This is a genomic window from Pantoea sp. ARC270, from assembly GCF_003236725.1.
GTDB classification, from domain to species: domain Bacteria; phylum Pseudomonadota; class Gammaproteobacteria; order Enterobacterales; family Enterobacteriaceae; genus Pantoea; species Pantoea anthophila.
This window is the reverse complement of the sequence record NZ_PUGA01000037.1, coordinates 1-18,219: the sequence shown is the minus strand read 5'-3', so window position 1 is coordinate 18,219 and position 18,219 is coordinate 1. Positions and strand designations below refer to the sequence as shown.

The window sequence follows — 18,219 nt, the reverse complement described above, 5'->3', positions numbered from 1 at the left end:
TCGTGTCGATTGCGGCGTTTTTTTATGGCTTCAGGAACCGACCGATTTTTTCAGCGGGGTCTTCGGCGTGATGCGCACCTGCTTAATCATGTTGTCCTGCACGTCCAGTATATCGATATTGTAGTGACCGATCTGAACGCGGGTGTTGATAGCGGGGATCTCCTCCAGCGCTTCCAGCAGCATACCGTTGATGGTGCGGGCTTCCTGCTCTGGCAGATGCCAGTTAAACGCCTTGTTGATTTCACGCACGCTGGCACTGCCTTCGATCAGCACGGAACCATCATTCTGGGGCATCACCTCTTCGGCCAGCGACGGCGACATTGAGGTGGTAAAATCCCCCACGATCTCCTCCAGAATGTCTTCTATGGTCACCAGTCCTTTGATATCACCATATTCATCCACCACCAGGCCCGTTTTCTTTTTGTTGCGCTGGAATTTTACCAGCTGGGTGTTGAGCGGTGTTCCTTCCGGGATGTAGTAAATCTCATCCGCAGCGCGCAGCAGCATCTCTTTGGTGAACTCTTTTTTCTCGGTCATCATGCGCCAGGCTTCACGCACCCGCAGCATGCCGACACAGTCATCCAGTGAGTCGCGGAACAGGACAATGCGGCCATGCGGTGAGTGGCTCAGCTGGCGGACGACTGATTTCCAGTCATCGCTGATGTTGATACCGACAATCTCATTACGCGGCACCATGATGTCATCCACGCTGACCTTCTCCAGATCGAGCACCGAGAGCAGCATATCCTGATTACGGCGCGACATCAGGCTGCGTGACTCATAGACGATGGTGCGAAGCTCCTCTTTGCTCAGCGCAGAACTGATTGCGCCTTCAGCCCGGATTCCCACCATCCGCATCAGCAGACGGGTAATGGTATTCAGCAGCCAGACCAGCGGCAGCATGATGTATTGCAGCGGGACCAGCAGCAGGCTGCTGGGAAAGGCGACCCGCTCCGGATAGAGCGCGGCTACCGTTTTCGGCAGCACTTCAGCAAAGACCAGCACGACGAAGGTCAGGATACCGGTCGCGACGGCGACCCCTTCGTCACCGTGCAGGCGCATGCCGACGATGGTGGCGAGGGCGGAGGCCAGAATATTTACCAGGTTATTGCCGATTAATACCAGGCTCAGCAGCCGATCGGGACGCCGCAGTAACTTTTCCACCCGGCGCGCAGCGCGACTGCCGTTTTTAACCTGATGGCGCAGCTTATAGCGATTAAGCGTCATCATGCCGGTTTCCGACCCGGCAAACCAGGCGGAGACCAGAACCATGACGCACAGAATAATAATCAGCGTGGTGGTTGAAACATGTTCCAACGCAGAACTTCCTTTTTAATGAGGGACAGGGACAAGCAGATGCTGCAGGATGCGACTGCCGAAGTAAGCCATGGTCAACAGCACCGCACCGCTGCAGTTAAACCAGACGACGCGGCGACCGCGCCAGCCTTCATGATAGTGTCCCCAGAGCAAAACGATATAAACAAACCACGCGATAATCGAAAGCACGGCTTTATCGACGTTTTCGGCGCTGAAAAGATCCTGCATGTAAAACAGACCGGTGCAGAGCACCAGCGTTAACAGAACAACCCCGACCTGCGTGATATGAAACATCTTGCGTTCGATGGTCAGCAGCGGCGGCATATCCTGCGTAAACGCCAGGCGCTTGTTTTTTAACTGGTAATCGATCCATGCCAGCTGCAGCGCATAGAGGGCAGCGATAATCAGCGTTGCATAGGCGAAGAGCGACAGGCCGATATGGATCATCATCCCTGGCGTCGTTTCCAGGTGGGTGATGAAGGCATTAGGGACAAAGGTCGCAAAGGCCAGATTGATCAGCGCGAAGCTGTAGACAATCGGCAGCAGCAACCAGCCGCGGTTGCGTGACGCCACAATGGTCATAATGGCGCAGATCAACAGGCTGACAAGTGAACCGATGTTGAGCAGGCTTAAATTCTGGCCGCTATCAACCGCAAATATGCGCTGCTGCAGGGCTACCGCGTGTGTCACCAGCGCCACACAGGCAGAGAGCATCGCCATTCGCCGCCAGCCGCCATTACGCTTCAGCAGGCTCGGAATGATCAGGGCAAGACTTAAGGAGTAGGCTAACAGCGCCACTATCGGGAAAACGAACATAGATCCTTTCAGGTTCAGTCAGATAAGGAAAAAGGCAGTATAGCGCCAGCCGCAGCAGGCTCCAAACGATCTGAGGGGCAATTGCAGAGATCGCGGCGGCTTCGTGTTATAATCCGCCGCATTCTGCCGATCAGGCGCCTCGCGATCTTTTTAAGTGAGAGACCATGTTTGATAATTTAACCGATCGTTTGTCGCAAACCCTGCGAAACATCAGCGGCCGCGGAAGGCTGACTGAAGAGAACATTAAAGAGACCCTGCGTGAAGTGCGCATGGCACTGCTTGAAGCTGACGTTGCGCTGCCGGTGGTGCGTGACTTCATTAACCGCGTGAAAGAGAGCGCGGTCGGCCATGATGTGAACAAAAGCCTGACGCCGGGTCAGGAGTTCATCAAAATCGTTCGTAACGAATTGGTTGCGGCGATGGGGGCAGAGAACAATGCTCTCGACCTGGCCGCTCAGCCGCCAGCCGTGGTGCTGATGGCGGGTCTGCAGGGTGCCGGTAAAACCACCAGCGTGGGTAAGCTGGGTAAATTCCTGCGCGAGAAGCACAAAAAGAAAGTGCTGGTTGTCTCTGCCGACGTTTATCGTCCGGCGGCAATCAAACAGCTGGAAACGCTGGCGCAGCAGGTTGGCGTGGATTTCTGCCCCTCTGACCTCAGCCAGAAGCCAGTGGAGATCGTCAACAATGCGCTGCGTGAAGCGCGCCTGAAATTCTACGATGTGCTGCTGGTGGATACCGCGGGTCGTCTGCACGTTGATGAAGCGATGATGGACGAAATCAAACAGGTTCATGCCGCGATTAATCCGGTAGAAACGCTGTTTGTGGTCGATGCCATGACCGGTCAGGATGCGGCTAACACGGCCAAAGCCTTCAACGAAGCGCTGCCGCTTACCGGCGTGATCCTGACCAAAGTTGACGGTGATGCACGTGGGGGTGCGGCGCTGTCGATTCGTCATATCACCGGCAAGCCAATTAAATTTATGGGGGTCGGCGAGAAAACCGAAGCCCTGGAACCGTTCTATCCGGACCGTATTGCATCACGCATCCTCGGCATGGGTGACGTGCTGTCACTGATCGAAGATATCGAAAGCAAGGTTGACCGCGATAAAGCAGAGAAGCTGGCGAAGAAGCTGAAAACCGGCGACGGTTTCGATCTCAACGACTTCCTTGAGCAGCTGAAGCAGATGCGTAACATGGGCGGCATGGCCAGCCTGATGGGTAAACTGCCCGGCATGGGACAGCTGCCTGACAATGTGAAGTCGCAGATGGATGACAAGGTTCTGGTGCGCATGGAAGCCATCATCAACTCGATGACACGCAAAGAGCGTGAGAAGCCAGAGATCATCAAAGGCTCGCGTAAGCGCCGCATCGCCACCGGCTCCGGCATGCAGGTGCAGGACGTTAACCGCTTATTAAAGCAGTTCGACGACATGCAGCGTATGATGAAGAAGATGAAGAAGGGCGGTATGGCGAAAATGATGCGCGGCATGAAAGGTATGATGCCGCCAGGATTCCCCGGCCGCTAAGGGTTCCACAAAAAAGCCCGAAAGGACGCGGTTTAGGTTGCTTTTTGCGCCAAAATGAGTAAAATTTTCGGGCTTTTTATACAGCACCCGGACCCCGTTCCTCGATGGGGGCCGGGTGTTTTATTAACTGAAGAGGATGTTATGGTAACAATTCGTTTGGCACGTCACGGCGCTAAAAAGCGTCCGTTCTATCAGGTCGTCGTTACTGACAGCCGCAATGCACGCAACGGTCGTTTCATCGAGCGCGTTGGTTTCTTCAACCCGATCGCTTCTGGTCAGGCTGAAGGTCTGCGTCTGGATATGGATCGTATCGAGCACTGGGTTGGCCAGGGCGCAACGCTTTCTGATCGCGTTAACGCGCTGGTCAAAGAAGCTAAGAAAGCAGCTTAATCTGTCACGGTGGTGAGCATGAGCAGACAAATTGCCGCACAGCCTCCTGTCAACCCGATTGTATTGGGCAAGATGGGAGCCGCCTACGGTATTCGCGGCTGGCTCAAAGTGTTTTCCTCCACTGAAGACGCTGAAAGCATCTTCAGCTACCAACCCTGGTTCATCCAGCGCGCCGGTAAATGGCAGCATGTCGAACTGGAAAGTTGGAAGCACCACAATCAGGACCTGATCATCAAAGTCAAAGGCATTGAAGATCGGGATGCGGCGGCTCAGTTAACCAATTGCGAAATTCAGGTTGACTCGACGCAGTTGCCATCGCTGGAAGAGGGTGACTACTACTGGAAAGACCTTATGGGCTGCCAGGTGGTTAACCTTGAAGGCTACGAGATGGGCAAAGTCATCGATATGATGGAAACCGGCTCGAACGACGTTCTCGTCGTTAAGGCAAACCTGAAGGATGCATTCGGTGTTCAGGAGCGGTTAATTCCGTTTCTTGATGAACAGGTTATCAGGAAAGTCGATCTCTCTACTCGCGTCATTGAGGTAGATTGGGATCCTGGTTTTTGAGCTCCGAATCGAGCGGTAACGTAACGGCGAATACAATGTGGATTGGTGTTATTAGCCTGTTTCCAGAAATGTTTCGCGCTATTACCGACTACGGGGTAACTGGCCGGGCTGTAAAAAACGGTCTGCTCAGCATTCAAAGCTGGAGTCCGCGTGACTTCACGCACGACCGGCACCGTACCGTGGATGATCGTCCTTACGGCGGCGGACCGGGAATGCTGATGATGGTACAACCCTTACGGGATGCCATCTCCGCAGCGAAAGCAGCGGCAGGTGATGGCGCCAGGGTGATATATCTTTCACCTCAGGGTCGCAAACTGGACCAACAGGGCGTTTGCGAACTGGCGGCACGAGACAAGTTAATTCTGGTCTGTGGCCGTTATGAAGGGATAGATGAGCGCGTAATCCACGCCGAGATTGATGAAGAATGGTCAATCGGTGATTACGTTCTCAGTGGCGGGGAACTGCCAGCCATGACGATGATTGACGCAGTCGCCCGGTTTATTCCCGGCGTACTCGGCAAGCAGGCGTCAGCCGATGAGGATTCGTTCTCTGACGGCTTGCTGGATTGTCCGCACTATACCCGACCTGAAGTGTTAGAGGGCGTGGAAGTCCCGGCAGTTTTACTGTCAGGTAACCATGCCGATATTCGCCGCTGGCGTCTGAAGCAGTCGCTAGGCCGTACCTGGCTAAGAAGACCTGAACTTCTGGAAAACCTGGCTCTGACTGAAGAGCAAGCAAGGTTGCTGAATGAGTTCCAGCGGGAACATCAGCAGCAACAAAACGATGATGTGGAAGAGTAATCTTCCCCGACTATCAGTTTACCCAGGATATGAGATTTAATTATGAGCAACATTATCAAGCAAATTGAACAAGAGCAGATGAAACAGGACGTACCTTCCTTCCGCCCGGGTGATTCCGTGGAAGTGAAAGTATGGGTCGTTGAAGGTTCTAAAAAACGTCTGCAGGCATTCGAGGGCGTGGTTATCGCTATTCGTAACCGCGGTCTGCACTCTGCATTCACTGTTCGCAAAATTTCTAACGGCGAAGGCGTTGAGCGTGTATTCCAGACTCACTCGCCGGTCATTGACAGCATCGCTGTTAAACGTCGTGGCGCTGTGCGTAAAGCCAAACTGTACTACCTGCGTGAGCGTACTGGTAAGTCTGCTCGTATTAAAGAGCGTCTTAACTAAGGTATCGCTAACGCGACATCTAAAAGTTAATAGCAAACAAGGGGTTGGCATCTGCCAGCCCCTTTTTTTTGTCCTGATTATTATAAAATTCTCAAAAAAATAACGAAAGTTGAATGGAGGATTAGATTTTAAATAGCTTAATTGATAAGTTATCTAAAAAATGATTAGACAAAGAAAAAATTTTTCAGCCAAAATTTGATATGGGCCTTGATGGAGCTTTTGCACTAGGCGCAAGTTGGAGTGGAGCAGGTGAGTCTTGACCTTTCCCAGCTATCCTTTTAAAAATTGATTTTTACCACTATTAAGGCGGGAAAAATGTTTAGTGCTGGCTCCGCGACGAGCTGTCTACGATACACAGTTAAATTTTCCATTCCTGTTATCAGAAATGGAAAATGATGAAGGCTTTAACCGACATTGTACCAAGAAAAGGGCAGAATACGCATATACTGCGCAGTACTATCACAAGTCATTTCATGATGAAGGGCAGCAAAAGTTTGGTAATACAACACATACACGGTTATGCCAATATTCGTGAAACTATGCGTTATGCATGCTTCGCGCTAAGCGACTTAGAGGAGGCGCTAAGTCCATGTCCTATTGCAAACCAAAAGGATTTTTATGAGCGACCCTAAAATTTTAGAGTTGTATAAATATGCAGCTTATTTGATTGCTCTAGTATTGACTGCTATACGCGTCGGTGGACTGCATTTTATATTTCTTTTCTTTATTAAATTGCTAAGACTGGATTTTACAGAAAGAAAACTAAAAAAAGTTAGTGATAACTTTTACGATATAAAGCTTTTCAAATTTTTTACAGGAATAAAAGCGCGTAACGTTAATGATGTTGTTTTTATACAGGAGTGTATTAATTCAGGGAAAATACACTCTATCAACTTTATTTTTTCAGGCTTTTTTGGGTATGCTGGCAGTAAGCGTTCTAATAAGATAGATCTTATCTTTGTGTTGTTTTTGTCAGCATCATCCTTAGTTTTAGGCTTTATGACTGCTGATCAAGCTAATCAGTATAAGAAAAACTACGCTACATATGTGTTTGATGATGGAGCAAAGTATTATTTGAATGCAAAAAGGATATTAGATTCAAAAAAAGGGAGAGAAATAGATTGCCAGATTTTATCTAGTTTTACAGGTAAGCAAAGAGAGCGGGCTGAAAAGGTCTGCCCTTATTTAACGAAAAATGAACCAAGAATGAAGGATGCTGTTTTAAACGGTATTAAAAGTAATAATAGGGAACGAGTTACTTTCATTTCTCTTTCCCTAGTCTTTTTAACAGCATTTTTAATTCTATTTGTAGGTTTTGGTAATTTCAATTTTTCATCCGCGCAGCTTCGTAAACTCAAGCTTGAAAAACTTAGGCAGTTGCGGCAGGAGCGTTAAAAAATTTTCAGTGTAACTTAGCGCGCTGCACATTAGATTAACTAATTTTTTACTAATTTTAGGGTTTTTAATATGACCTTAAAAAAGCGTCTTAACTAGGGTATCGCTAACGCGACATCTGAAAGTTAATAGCAAACAAGGGGTTGGCATCTGCCAGCCCCTTTTTTTTGTCCTGTTGCCTGCCGTTAAGCGGTGTCTGGCCGCTGAAAATGATAAATCGCGGTATTGACCGGCCCGTCATTGAGCACGATCAGGCCATAACGACAGCCAATAAAATCGCCACCCGACTTCTCCGCGACGGCTCTGCTGGCGAGATTATCCTCGGCCACCAGAATCTCAATCACCCGTGTTTCAGGACGTGAAAACCCCAGCGGCAATAAAGTGGCGACGGCACGGGTCGCAATCCCCTGACGCTGAACATCACTACGCACCCAGTAGCCAATCGCACTGGCAGCGCCGGGATGGCGGGCAAAGCGCACGCCTGCGCCTCCCAGCAGCTGATCGTGCTGATCGACAATCGCAAACTCTTCAGCTTCTTCCCGCATCCGTTGCCAGTGGGTAAAGCGAATCCAGCTTTCCGCCTCATGCGGCTGATAGTCGTGATGTGCCCAGGCCATCCAGGGGATCAGGCTGTCCAGCGAGGCGTTCACCGCAGCGGTAAACGCAGCAACATCGCTTAACAGGAAAGGTCGCAGATGCGTCGTGCGTGGTGATGAAGGCATATCATTCCCGGATGCAAACCCTTAATCGTTTCATTTTGCCTGCGCCGGCAAGAAAAACAATAAAAGCATGTGTAAAGATATAATTACACTTTAATCCTGATGTTCTCTTTTGTCTTATATTTTATATATATGATTTTATTGATTAATTTATAGCGCCCTGCGGCGGTTATTGATCTGTGGTAATTAATGTGTACATGCTATCTTGCGCTCTGTACCGGCTGTGATACAGTGACGTCAATCCTCAGCGAGGAGTCCAGAACCGCCAATACGAGATAAAGGATCGCCATCATGCAAAAAGACGCGCTGAACAATGTGCACATCGCCGGTGAACAGGTTTTAATTACACCTGAAGAGCTGAAAGCGAAGTTTCCACTGACGCCGGAACAGCAGGAGCAGGTTGCGGCTTCACGCCAGACCATCTCTGACATCATTGCCGGACGCGATCCGCGTCTGCTGGTGGTATGCGGACCCTGTTCAATTCACGATACCGAAGTCGCACTGGACTATGCGCGTCGTCTGCAAACTCTTTCTGAACAGCTGAGCGATCAGCTCTATATCGTTATGCGCGTCTACTTTGAAAAACCCCGCACCACCGTCGGCTGGAAAGGGCTGATCAACGATCCTTACATGGATAACTCGTTTGATATGGAAGCGGGTCTGCACATCGCTCGTAAGCTGCTGGTGGACCTGGTTGAAATGGGCCTGCCGCTGGCGACAGAAGCGCTCGATCCAAACAGCCCGCAATATCTGGGTGATCTGTTCAGCTGGTCCGCCATTGGCGCACGCACGACCGAATCCCAGACGCACCGCGAAATGGCTTCGGGTCTCTCCATGCCGGTAGGCTTTAAAAATGGCACCGATGGCAGCCTGGGCACGGCGATCAATGCGATGCGCGCCGCGGCAATGCCGCATCGCTTCGTCGGCATCAATCAGGCGGGTCAGGTCTGCCTGCTGCAGACGCAGGGCAACCCGGATGGGCATGTAATCCTGCGTGGTGGTAAAGCGCCGAACTACGGTCCTGAAGATGTCGCACAGTGTGAAAAAGAGATGCAGAAGGCGGGACTGCGTCCTGCCTTAATGATAGATTGCAGCCATGGTAATTCGAACAAAGACTACAGCCGTCAGCCTGGCGTAGCGGAATCCGCTATCGCCCAGATCAAAGACGGGAACCGTTCAATCATTGGTCTGATGCTGGAAAGCCATATCAATGAGGGTAACCAGTCTTCTGAACTGCCACGCAGCGAAATGAAATATGGCGTTTCCGTCACCGATGCGTGCATCAGCTGGGACGTGACCGAAACGTTACTGCGTGAGATGCATCAGGATCTGAAGGGAGTGCTGTCGGCGCGTCTGTCACAAGAGGTATAAGAGGAATGGTGGCTGAACTGACCGCGTTACGCGATCAAATTGATAGTGTTGATAAAGCGCTCCTTGATCTGCTGGCCAGACGTCTGGAGCTGGTCGCTGAGGTAGGGGAAGTTAAAAGCCGTTACGGCCTGCCTATCTATGTGCCTGAACGGGAAGCGTCAATGCTGGCTTCCCGTCGCAAAGAGGCTGAAGCGCTCGGTGTGCCGCCGGATCTGATTGAGGATGTGCTGCGTCGCGTGATGCGCGAATCCTATACCAGCGAGAATGATAAAGGCTTTAAAACCCTGTGCCCGGCACTGCGTCCGGTGGTGATCGTTGGCGGCAAGGGCCAGATGGGCCGACTCTTTGAAAAGATGCTCGGACTGTCAGGCTATACGGTGAAAACGCTGGATAAAGAGGACTGGCCGCAGGCGGAGACCTTGCTCCGTGATGCCGGTATGGTCATCATCAGCGTGCCGATTCACCTGACTGAACAGGTGATTGCACAATTACCCCCTCTGCCAGACGACTGCATTCTGGTCGACCTGGCGTCGGTCAAAAACCGCCCTCTGCAGGCGATGCTGGCCGCCCATAACGGTCCGGTGCTGGGTCTGCATCCGATGTTCGGCCCGGACAGTGGCAGCCTGGCGAAACAGGTGGTGGTCTGGTGTGATGGCCGGCAGCCGGAGGCGTATCAGTGGTTCCTGGAGCAGATTCAGGTCTGGGGTGCGCGCTTGCATCGCATCAGTGCGGTTGAGCACGATCAGAACATGGCGTTTATCCAGGCGCTGCGTCACTTTGCCACCTTTGCTTATGGCCTGCATTTAGCCGAAGAGAACGTCAATCTTGACCAGCTGCTGGCGCTTTCATCACCGATTTACCGGCTGGAGCTGGCAATGGTCGGGCGGTTATTCGCTCAGGACCCGCAGCTTTACGCCGATATCATTATGTCTTCAGAGAGTAATCTGGCGCTGATTAAACGTTACTACCAGCGGTTTGGTGAAGCGATTGCGCTGCTGGAGCAGGGCGACAAACAGGCGTTTATCGCCAGCTTTAATCGCGTAGAGCAGTGGTTTGGGGATCATGCCCGACGCTTCCTCATTGAGAGTCGCAGCCTGCTGCGATCGGCGAACGACAGCCGCCCATAAAGAAAAAGGCATCCTTCCGGATGCCTTTTTTCTATTCGGCAGGTTCAACGGGCACGACATTCTCGCTGGGATAACAGCCCAGCACCTTCAGCGAGCGGGTCATTGTCTGTAATTCCTGCAGCGCCTGCTGCATCCGCTCTGATTGCAGATTGCCCTGCACATCAATGTAGAACATCTCTTCCCACGGATTACCGTGAATCGGGCGGGACTCCAGCTTGCTCATGATCAGGTTGTGCTGACGCAGTACCAGCAGCGCATCGACCAGCGCGCCCGCCTGCTGACCGGTTGCCATGATCAGCGTGGTTTTGGCTGGCACCTGATCTGACACATCGATCGCCTTACGCGCCAGCACGATGAAGCGGGTATGGTTTTGCTGCTGATTGGCCAGATTCCGCTCCAGCACCTGCAACTGATAGAGTTCACCACCGGCTTCACTGCCCAGGGCCGCAACGGCAGGGGAGTTGAGCGCTGCGACCTTTTCCATTGCCGCGGCCGTACTCTCGGTATATTCGATTTTCCAGTGCGGGAAACGGTTAATAAACTGGCTGCACTGCTGGAACGGCTGAGGATGGCTGTAAACCGTCTCTATCTGCTGCAGGTCACTGCTACCCTTCACCAGGACGCAGTGGTCGATAGGCAGCGTCAGTTCACCCACAATGGAGAGGCTGGTCTGCTGCAGCAGGTCATAAACATCATTGATGGAGCCTGAACTGGTGTTCTCAATCGGCATGACGGCGTAATCGGCTGCGCCATTTTCGACCTGTTTGATGATGTCGTGAAACTTCAGGCAGCCACACTCCACCATATTATCGAAGTGGCGCGATGCATAGTTGCGTGCCGCCAGATGGGAGTAAGAGCCTTTGGGTCCAAGGAAGGCGATACGCGCCGCATGGGCATGAGGGTGGTTGAGGTTCTTTTGCAGCAGCGCCTGCTGGGTCAGAACGGAATCTTCAATGACCAGCTGAAACAGACGGGTGATATAATGCGCATCCAGGTGATGGGCCTTACCCAGCACAATCAGATTTTCCAGCAGCGCGCGTTCGCGCTCGACATCCCGAATCGGGCGATGTGTAGCCAGCTTGGCCTGCGCAACTTCCACTGCCAGCAGACGACGCTCAGCCAGCAGCGTCAGAAGTTTTTTATCCACTGCGCTGATCTTATCGCGTAGCGCCAGCAATGGATTGTCGGGATTCATAGGGCTCACCTGTATGCTATCCAAAAAAAAAGCCTCCCGGCTGGGAGGCTTGGTTGTTCGTCTTCGCTTTCATTTTCTCACGACGAATGGCCTCCCGTTCAGGGGAAGGTAAAAAAGAAAGCGAAGAAAAACAGATCATGTTTCATGGAAATGTCCGCAAAAGGAGTAGGGGGAGAGTAACCGTACAGCTTAAAAGCTGTCAATAAAAAACGCGCCCGGAGGCGCGTTAAGAAAATCAGGACGCTTCGTCAGCAGGAATGATGTCTTTCACGCTGGCACTGGCGCGGCGTGCTTCAGACTTGTGCTGTACTTTGTTGAGCTGGCGCTCCAGCTTCGCAATCAGGTCGTTGATCGCGGTATACATATCGTCATGTTTGGCACTGGCCACCAGAGTCCCGTTTGGGGTGTTAATGGTGGCATCGGCCACGAATTCTTTGGGCTCTTTCGACAGAACAATATGCGGATTAATCAGGTCGGTTTGCCATTTTTCGAGCTTGGCGAGACGGTCTTCAACATGGCTTCGGATGGCCGGGGTGATTTCCATTTGCTTACTGGTAATGTTCAGAATCATCGTTCTTACCTCTCTGTCATTTCCGTCTTGGTCTTCTCAGCATAGCGCGAAAAAGCGCTGAATGTGAGATTTCTATCACGGAAAAATGTCACTTTTTGTCAGTTTTGACAATCTGTGAGAAAGGCTCAGAAACGGGCGGAAATACCTTGAAGCGAAACGATAAACCCGGCATTCTTGATGGGTTAGCTCGCTGATTTCAGATCCAGTTATGACTGTTTTGTGAGCAAAAAAAAGCAGCCTTTCTGGCTGCTTTTTTTATGGCTGAAACGCAGCCTGCTGTCAGCTATTGTTAGCCGCGATGATTTTCGCCACTTTATCCGCTTCGGCGTTCAGCTGCAGGTTGCGGTAGGCATTCTCCATCAGTGGCAGTGCGTCGTGTGTCGCCTGCGTATCCGGATAATCGCGCATCATGCCTTCAACCCGGTTAACAACCGCGACATAAGCCTCACGCTTAGTATAGAATTGCGCCACTGAAAGCTCATATTTAGCCAGGCGATCTTTCAGGTAGACCAGACGTTTCTGCGCGTCAGCGGCATACTGACTGTTCGGGTAACTGCGCAGCAGCTGTGAGAAATCACGGAATGCATCACGTGCATGCGTCGGGTCGCGGTCAGAACGATCGATACCGAAGAAGCCCTGCAGTGCTGAATCATCCAGCGCCATGTCCGTCAGACCTTTCATATAGATGACATAGTCGATGTTCGGATGGGTCGGGTTGAGGCGCATAAAGCGCGCAATGGCAGCCTGCGCCAGAGGCAGATCGGCATTTTTATAGTACGCGTAGATTAAATCCAGCTGCACCTGCTGCGAGTAAGGACCGAACGGATAACGATTATCCAGCGCTTCCAGTTGCTTAATCGCAGCTTTAAAGTTACCGTCCTGCAGCTTTTGCTGCGCTGTGGCATAGATTTCAGAAGGCGGGCTGTCCGGTACCGCGTCATTTGAGCCGGAACAACCAACAAGTGCCAGGCTCAGTGTGGCAGCAGCCACCAGATGTTTCATACGCGTCATGACGAAGTGATTATCCTCAAATGTTATGGCGGAAGCTGTCCGTATAGCTCCCGGTAATGACCAGGTACGATAGCACATTATATTAAACGGCATCGCCGTGAAAACCCAACGTTAACGAAGAAGCTGTATATGGCACAACAAGTTCAACTCACCGCAACGGTATCCGAATCACAACTCGGACAACGCTTAGATCAGACTTTGGCGGAATTGTTCCCTGATTATTCACGTTCACGCATAAAAGAGTGGATCCTCGATCGTCGCGTGACGGTAAACGGCGTCATGGTCGATACCCCAAAAGAAAAAGTGTTGGGCGGCGAGCTGGTCGCGATTAACGCTGAGATTGAGGAGGCACAGCGCTGGGAACCGCAAAATCTGCCACTCGACATCGTTTACGAAGATGAAGACATTATTGTCATCAATAAACCCCGCGATTTTGTGGTGCATCCCGGTGCCGGTAATCCGGATGGCACGGTGCTGAATGCATTGCTTCATCACTATCCTGCGATCATGGATGTGCCTCGTGCAGGCATCGTACACCGCCTGGATAAAGACACGACCGGCCTGATGGTCGTGGCGAAAACCGTACCGGCACAGACGCATCTGGTGGAATCACTGCAGCGGCGTGAAATTACCCGCGAATATGAAGCCGTTGCGATAGGTAATATGACCGCGGGCGGCACGGTCGAAGAGCCGATCAGTCGTCACTCCACCAAACGTACGCACATGGCCGTACACCCGATGGGGAAACCGGCGGTCACGCACTACCGCATCATGGAGCATTTCCGTGCGCACACGCGTCTGCGTCTGCGTCTGGAAACCGGGCGTACTCACCAGATCCGCGTTCATATGTCGCACATCAGCCATCCGCTGGTGGGCGATCCGCTCTACGGTGGTCGCCCGCGTCCGCCAAAAGGCGCGTCAGAGGCGTTTATCGCTACGCTACGGGGCTTCGACCGTCAGGCGCTGCACGCTACGATGCTGCGTCTCTACCATCCTATCAGCGGTATTGAAATGGAGTTTCATGCGGCTATCCCGCAGGACATGGTCGATCTGATTGCGGCGTTAAAAGCAGACACCGCAGAATTTAAAGACCAGATGGACTGGTAATGGATCTGATTATTCCTCAATGGCCCGCACCGGCGCGTGTCCGGGCCTGCTCAACCCGCCGCCAGGGCGGAGTCAGTCACTCCCCGTGGGATGCGCTTAACCTGGGCGGGCACGTGGGGGATAATCCCGACGCGGTTGCGCGTAACCGTCAGTTGCTGGTTGATGAGGCGGGGTTGCCTGCGATGCCACAGTGGCTGGATCAGGTGCACGGCACCGGCGTCGTGCGTCTGGCTGAAGGGGGAGAAACGCCATTACGCGCTGACGCCTGCATCACCTCCGCGCCTGGCGTGGTCTGCGCCATTATGACGGCTGACTGTCTGCCGGTGCTGTTCTGTTCGCAGGATGGTGCTGAAGTGGCGGCCGCGCATGCCGGCTGGCGTGGCCTCTGTGCGGGCGTTCTGGAAAATACCCTGGCGCAGTTCCGATCGCCGCCCGATCAGATTCATGCCTGGCTGGGGCCGGCAATCGGCCCTGATGCGTTTGAGGTCGGTACCGAAGTGCGCGACGCCTTTGTGGCTCAGGACCCCTACGCCGGACAGGCTTTTCATCCGTCGGGAGAGCGATTCTACGCCAATATCTGGCTACTGGCGCGCAGGCGACTGCAGGCTGCAGGCGTCCGTACCATCAGCGCCGACAGTCGCTGTACCTTTACACAGCGTGACGATTTCTTCTCTTTCCGCCGCGATGGGATCACCGGGCGTATGGCAACTTTGATCTGGCTGTTATAACCTTACGCGATAAGACGGTCCAGTTAGCGTATTTTTTACTCAAATCTCAGGTCATTAACCTTGAAAATTTGAGGGATGACCTCATTTAATCTCCAGTAGCATTTTGACCTGTAATGGGAGGAATTATGCGTCTGGATCGTCTTACCAACAAATTTCAGCTGGCTCTCGCCGACGCGCAGTCCCTGGCTCTGGGACACGACAACCAATTTATTGAACCTCTGCACCTGATGAGCGCATTGCTCAAACAGGAAGGCGGATCGGTTTCGCCTTTACTGACGTCGGCCGGTGTCGACGTGACACCTTTTCGCGCGCAGGTTGAGCAGGCCATTGACCGCCTGCCGCAGGTTGAAGGCAGCGAAGGGGATGTCCAACCCTCATCTGACCTCGTCCGGGTATTAAACCTGTGCGACAAACTGGCGCAGAAGCGCAACGACAACTTTATTTCATCTGAATTATTTGTTCTGGCTGCCCTGGAATCACGCGGCTCTCTGGCCGATCTGCTCAAAGCGGCAGGTGCCACTCGCGAAAAAATCACCAGTGCGATTGAACAAATGCGGGGAGGAGACAACGTGAACGATCAGGGGGCTGAAGATCAGCGCCAGGCACTGAAGAAATATACCATCGATCTGACCGAGCGCGCCGAGAAGGGCAAACTCGATCCGGTCATCGGCCGTGATGAAGAGATCCGTCGCACCATCCAGGTGTTGCAGCGCCGTACCAAAAATAACCCGGTGCTGATTGGTGAACCCGGCGTGGGTAAAACAGCGATTGTTGAAGGGCTGGCGCAGCGCATTATCAATGGCGAAGTACCTGAAGGTCTGAAAGGCCGGCGGGTTCTGGCGCTGGATATGGGTGCGCTGGTGGCCGGTGCTAAATATCGCGGTGAATTCGAAGAGCGCCTGAAAGGGGTGCTGAGCGATCTGTCGAAGCAGGAAGGTAACGTCATTCTGTTCATCGACGAGTTGCATACGATGGTCGGTGCCGGTAAAGCTGACGGCGCGATGGATGCCGGCAATATGCTTAAACCCGCGCTGGCGCGTGGCGAGCTGCACTGTGTCGGTGCCACTACGCTGGATGAGTACCGGCAGTATATTGAAAAAGATGCTGCGCTGGAGCGCCGTTTCCAGAAAGTCTTTGTGGCGGAACCGAGTGTCGAAGATACCATCGCCATTCTGCGCGGCCTGAAAGAGCGTTATGAACTGCATCATCATGTGCAGATCACTGACCCGGCGATCGTCGCGGCTGCAACGCTCTCTCATCGTTACATTGCGGACCGGCAACTGCCTGACAAGGCGATTGACCTGATCGACGAGGCGGCATCCAGCATTCGTATGCAGATGGACTCGAAGCCGGAGTCACTGGATCGTCTGGAGCGTCGCATCATTCAGCTGAAGCTGGAGCAGCAGGCACTGAAGAAAGAGGCTGATGATGCCAGCATCAAACGCCTTGAGATGCTGGAGAGCGAGCTGAATCAGAAAGAGCGGGAGTATGCCGAGCTTGAAGATGAGTGGAAAACCGAGAAAGCCTCATTATCCGGCACGCAGAACATCAAAGCTGAACTGGAGCAGGCGCGTCTCAATTTAGAGCAGGCCCGTCGTCAGGGCGATCTCGCTCAGATGTCAGAGCTGCAGTACGGTAAAATTCCTGCCCTGGAAAAACAGTTAGCTGCAGCCACCCAGGCGGAAGGCAAAACCATGAAGTTACTGCGTAACCGGGTAACAGATGTGGAGATTGCCGATGTGCTGGCCCGCTGGACCGGTATCCCGGTAGCACGAATGATGGAAGGTGAGCGCGATAAGCTGTTGCGGATGGAGCAGGAGCTGCATGGCCGGGTTATCGGACAGGATGAAGCCGTTGAGGCGGTATCCAATGCGATTCGTCGCAGCCGTGCCGGTCTGTCGGATCCTAACCGTCCTATCGGTTCGTTCCTGTTCCTGGGGCCGACCGGTGTAGGTAAGACCGAGCTGTGTAAATCGCTGGCTAACTTCCTGTTCGACAGTGACGATGCCATGGTGCGTATCGACATGTCCGAATTTATGGAAAAACATTCGGTGTCACGACTGGTGGGTGCCCCTCCGGGTTATGTCGGTTATGAAGAGGGCGGTTATCTGACTGAAGCGGTACGTCGTCGTCCTTACTCCGTCATCCTGCTGGATGAGGTCGAAAAGGCGCATCCTGATGTCTTTAACATTCTGCTGCAGGTGCTGGATGATGGACGCCTGACGGATGGACAGGGCAGAACGGTCGATTTCCGTAACAGCGTGGTGATCATGACCTCTAACCTTGGGTCAGATTTAATTCAGGAGCGGTTCGGCGATCTCGGCTATCCGGAAATGAAAGAGATTGTGATGGGTGTGGTTGGCCAGCACTTCCGTCCTGAATTCGTCAACCGTATTGATGAGGTCGTGGTGTTCCATCCGCTGGCTGAGAAACATATTGCCTCTATTGCTCAGATTCAGCTGCAGCGGCTGTATCATCGTCTGGAGGAGCGCGGCTATCAGTTGCATATCTCCGAGGAGGCTCTGCGGTTGCTGGCGGAGAATGGCTACGATCCGGTCTATGGTGCGCGTCCGCTGAAACGGGCGATACAGCAGCAGATCGAAAACCCGCTGGCACAGCAGATCCTTTCTGGTTCACTGGTGCCGGGCAAAACGATCCAGATGGATGTGGAAAACGATGTGATTACAGCTCATCAGTAATCCTGCGAGATAAAAACGGGCCGCTGGCCCGTTTTTTTATGCCCTTTCACCTGAGTTTTGTTTAATAAGGCAGCTAATTGAGCGCAAAGTGAACGGTCGGTAAAAAAGTTGTCATTTGCACTTGCGCTATCTGAACCGCTCCCTATAATGCGCCTCCATCGACACGGCACACCGGCAACGGGAAACGGGTTGAAGGTTCAGGAGACTGAGCCGCCGGAGAAAAACTTCTGAAAAAGAGGTTGACTCTGAAGGAGGAAAGCGTAATATACGCCACCTCGCGACAGGACGCTAACGCACTGTTCGCGCTGCTCTTTAACAATTTATCAGACAATCTGTGTGGGCACTCGCAGGATTGATATCAGCGTCTCCGGACGCACAAAATATCAAAGCCTCACGAGTGAACACATAATGAAATTCATTATGACGTTTTACAGATGAGCACCGCTGAACTCGTTTCAGCAAATCAAACTTTAAATTGAAGAGTTTGATC

At 52.6% G+C, this 18,219-nt stretch carries 18 protein-coding genes and 1 other annotated feature; of the genes, 11 read left to right on the top strand and 7 right to left on the bottom strand.

All coding sequences use genetic code 11. The annotated features are described in order from the left end of the window. Positions 1–30: 30 nt before the first annotated feature. Together CKF42_RS16250 and CKF42_RS16245 are read right to left on the bottom strand one after the other, a co-directional pair. Positions 31–1,317 carry an HlyC/CorC family transporter gene (locus tag CKF42_RS16250; RefSeq protein WP_033736021.1) on the bottom strand — a complete coding sequence of 429 codons (1,287 nt, stop codon included), beginning with the start codon at positions 1,315–1,317 and terminating at the stop codon, positions 31–33. A 15-nt stretch (positions 1,318–1,332) separates the two neighbouring features. Next, on the bottom strand, positions 1,333–2,133 hold the full coding sequence (locus CKF42_RS16245; RefSeq protein WP_111208645.1) for an inner membrane protein YpjD: 801 nt from the start codon (positions 2,131–2,133) through the stop codon (positions 1,333–1,335). 164 nt (positions 2,134–2,297) lie between these two features. Here CKF42_RS16245 and ffh point away from each other — a divergent pair, with 164 nt between their 5' ends. The 6 genes from ffh to CKF42_RS16210 all read left to right on the top strand — a co-directional run bounded on the left by ffh (position 2,298) and on the right by CKF42_RS16210 (position 7,201). Beyond that, the gene (gene ffh, locus CKF42_RS16240; RefSeq protein WP_009086882.1) at positions 2,298–3,659 is read left to right on the top strand and encodes a signal recognition particle protein; all 1,362 of its coding nucleotides are present in this window, start codon (positions 2,298–2,300) and stop codon (positions 3,657–3,659) included. Between the two features lie 141 nt (positions 3,660–3,800). Beyond that, complete coding sequence (gene rpsP, locus CKF42_RS16235) at positions 3,801–4,049, top strand: 30S ribosomal protein S16 (protein WP_009086880.1); 249 nt, start codon at positions 3,801–3,803, stop codon at positions 4,047–4,049. Positions 4,050–4,067: 18 nt separating this feature from the next. Beyond that, a complete protein-coding gene (gene rimM / locus CKF42_RS16230; protein ID WP_009086878.1) occupies positions 4,068–4,616 on the top strand; it encodes a ribosome maturation factor RimM in 549 nt (182 codons plus the stop codon). A gap of 35 nt (positions 4,617–4,651) precedes the next feature. After that, positions 4,652–5,416 (top strand): tRNA (guanosine(37)-N1)-methyltransferase TrmD, encoded by a 765-nt coding sequence (trmD, locus tag CKF42_RS16225; protein ID WP_009086876.1) that lies wholly within the window; start codon positions 4,652–4,654, stop codon positions 5,414–5,416. A gap of 42 nt (positions 5,417–5,458) precedes the next feature. Beyond that, complete coding sequence (gene rplS / locus CKF42_RS16220) at positions 5,459–5,806, top strand: 50S ribosomal protein L19 (RefSeq protein WP_003849035.1); 348 nt, start codon at positions 5,459–5,461, stop codon at positions 5,804–5,806. Positions 5,807–6,424: 618 nt separating this feature from the next. Further along, positions 6,425–7,201, top strand: coding sequence for a hypothetical protein (locus tag CKF42_RS16210; protein ID WP_111208643.1), 777 nt, complete (start codon positions 6,425–6,427; stop codon positions 7,199–7,201). A gap of 185 nt (positions 7,202–7,386) precedes the next feature. On the opposite strand, the gene CKF42_RS16205 is transcribed toward CKF42_RS16210, so the two are convergent. Continuing rightward, positions 7,387–7,923, bottom strand: a complete 537-nt coding sequence (locus CKF42_RS16205; RefSeq protein ID WP_111208642.1) for a GNAT family N-acetyltransferase — start codon at positions 7,921–7,923, stop codon at positions 7,387–7,389. Between the two features lie 288 nt (positions 7,924–8,211). Here CKF42_RS16205 and CKF42_RS16200 point away from each other — a divergent pair, with 288 nt between their 5' ends. Together CKF42_RS16200 and tyrA are read left to right on the top strand one after the other, a co-directional pair. Then, positions 8,212–9,291, top strand: coding sequence for a 3-deoxy-7-phosphoheptulonate synthase (locus tag CKF42_RS16200; RefSeq protein WP_009086797.1), 1,080 nt, complete (start codon positions 8,212–8,214; stop codon positions 9,289–9,291). A 5-nt stretch (positions 9,292–9,296) separates the two neighbouring features. After that, entirely contained in the window at positions 9,297–10,418 is a 1,122-nt protein-coding gene (gene tyrA, locus CKF42_RS16195) for a bifunctional chorismate mutase/prephenate dehydrogenase (RefSeq protein WP_009086795.1), read from the top strand. Positions 10,419–10,449: 31 nt separating this feature from the next. Here tyrA and pheA read toward each other — a convergent pair whose 3' ends face one another. The 4 genes from pheA to bamD form a co-directional block, all read right to left on the bottom strand. Then, positions 10,450–11,613, bottom strand: a complete 1,164-nt coding sequence (pheA, locus tag CKF42_RS16190) for a bifunctional chorismate mutase/prephenate dehydratase (RefSeq protein WP_009086794.1) — start codon at positions 11,611–11,613, stop codon at positions 10,450–10,452. 22 nt (positions 11,614–11,635) lie between these two features. Then, positions 11,636–11,760 (bottom strand) — a sequence feature (Phe leader region). Beyond that, entirely contained in the window at positions 11,712–11,759 is a 48-nt protein-coding gene (gene pheL, locus CKF42_RS21250) for a pheA operon leader peptide PheL (RefSeq protein WP_193387678.1), read from the bottom strand. (Overlaps the previous feature by 48 nt.) 88 nt (positions 11,761–11,848) lie before the next feature. Next, positions 11,849–12,184: a ribosome-associated translation inhibitor RaiA gene (raiA, locus tag CKF42_RS16185; protein WP_009086789.1), complete on the bottom strand. Its 336-nt coding sequence runs from the start codon at positions 12,182–12,184 to the stop codon at positions 11,849–11,851. A gap of 279 nt (positions 12,185–12,463) precedes the next feature. Continuing rightward, on the bottom strand, positions 12,464–13,195 hold the full coding sequence (gene bamD / locus CKF42_RS16180) for an outer membrane protein assembly factor BamD (protein ID WP_009086788.1): 732 nt from the start codon (positions 13,193–13,195) through the stop codon (positions 12,464–12,466). A gap of 129 nt (positions 13,196–13,324) precedes the next feature. On the opposite strand from bamD, the gene rluD reads away from it, so the two are divergent. From rluD to clpB, 3 genes are all read left to right on the top strand, one after another. Next, positions 13,325–14,302: a 23S rRNA pseudouridine(1911/1915/1917) synthase RluD gene (gene rluD / locus CKF42_RS16175; protein ID WP_009086786.1), complete on the top strand. Its 978-nt coding sequence runs from the start codon at positions 13,325–13,327 to the stop codon at positions 14,300–14,302. Beyond that, a complete protein-coding gene (yfiH, locus tag CKF42_RS16170; RefSeq protein ID WP_111208641.1) occupies positions 14,302–15,030 on the top strand; it encodes a purine nucleoside phosphorylase YfiH in 729 nt (242 codons plus the stop codon). Before rluD ends, yfiH begins: the two co-directional genes overlap by 1 nt. Positions 15,031–15,155: 125 nt before the next feature. Continuing rightward, positions 15,156–17,729: an ATP-dependent chaperone ClpB gene (clpB, locus tag CKF42_RS16165; RefSeq protein ID WP_111208640.1), complete on the top strand. Its 2,574-nt coding sequence runs from the start codon at positions 15,156–15,158 to the stop codon at positions 17,727–17,729. Positions 17,730–18,219 lie beyond the last annotated feature (490 nt).

Coding starts and splice junctions, on each gene's coding strand:
- rimM (WP_009086878.1), top strand. CDS start 4,068: ATGAGCAGACAAATTGCCGCACAGCCTCCTGTCAACCCGATTGTATTG.
- pheA (WP_009086794.1), bottom strand. CDS start 11,613: ATGAATCCCGACAATCCATTGCTGGCGCTACGCGATAAGATCAGCGCA.
- yfiH (WP_111208641.1), top strand. CDS start 14,302: ATGGATCTGATTATTCCTCAATGGCCCGCACCGGCGCGTGTCCGGGCC.
- raiA (WP_009086789.1), bottom strand. CDS start 12,184: ATGATTCTGAACATTACCAGTAAGCAAATGGAAATCACCCCGGCCATC.
- ffh (WP_009086882.1), top strand. CDS start 2,298: ATGTTTGATAATTTAACCGATCGTTTGTCGCAAACCCTGCGAAACATC.
- CKF42_RS16205 (WP_111208642.1), bottom strand. CDS start 7,923: ATGCCTTCATCACCACGCACGACGCATCTGCGACCTTTCCTGTTAAGC.
- trmD (WP_009086876.1), top strand. CDS start 4,652: ATGTGGATTGGTGTTATTAGCCTGTTTCCAGAAATGTTTCGCGCTATT.
- CKF42_RS16210 (WP_111208643.1), top strand. CDS start 6,425: ATGAGCGACCCTAAAATTTTAGAGTTGTATAAATATGCAGCTTATTTG.
- rpsP (WP_009086880.1), top strand. CDS start 3,801: ATGGTAACAATTCGTTTGGCACGTCACGGCGCTAAAAAGCGTCCGTTC.
- rluD (WP_009086786.1), top strand. CDS start 13,325: ATGGCACAACAAGTTCAACTCACCGCAACGGTATCCGAATCACAACTC.
- rplS (WP_003849035.1), top strand. CDS start 5,459: ATGAGCAACATTATCAAGCAAATTGAACAAGAGCAGATGAAACAGGAC.
- bamD (WP_009086788.1), bottom strand. CDS start 13,195: ATGACGCGTATGAAACATCTGGTGGCTGCTGCCACACTGAGCCTGGCA.
- tyrA (WP_009086795.1), top strand. CDS start 9,297: ATGGTGGCTGAACTGACCGCGTTACGCGATCAAATTGATAGTGTTGAT.
- CKF42_RS16245 (WP_111208645.1), bottom strand. CDS start 2,133: ATGTTCGTTTTCCCGATAGTGGCGCTGTTAGCCTACTCCTTAAGTCTT.
- clpB (WP_111208640.1), top strand. CDS start 15,156: ATGCGTCTGGATCGTCTTACCAACAAATTTCAGCTGGCTCTCGCCGAC.
- CKF42_RS16200 (WP_009086797.1), top strand. CDS start 8,212: ATGCAAAAAGACGCGCTGAACAATGTGCACATCGCCGGTGAACAGGTT.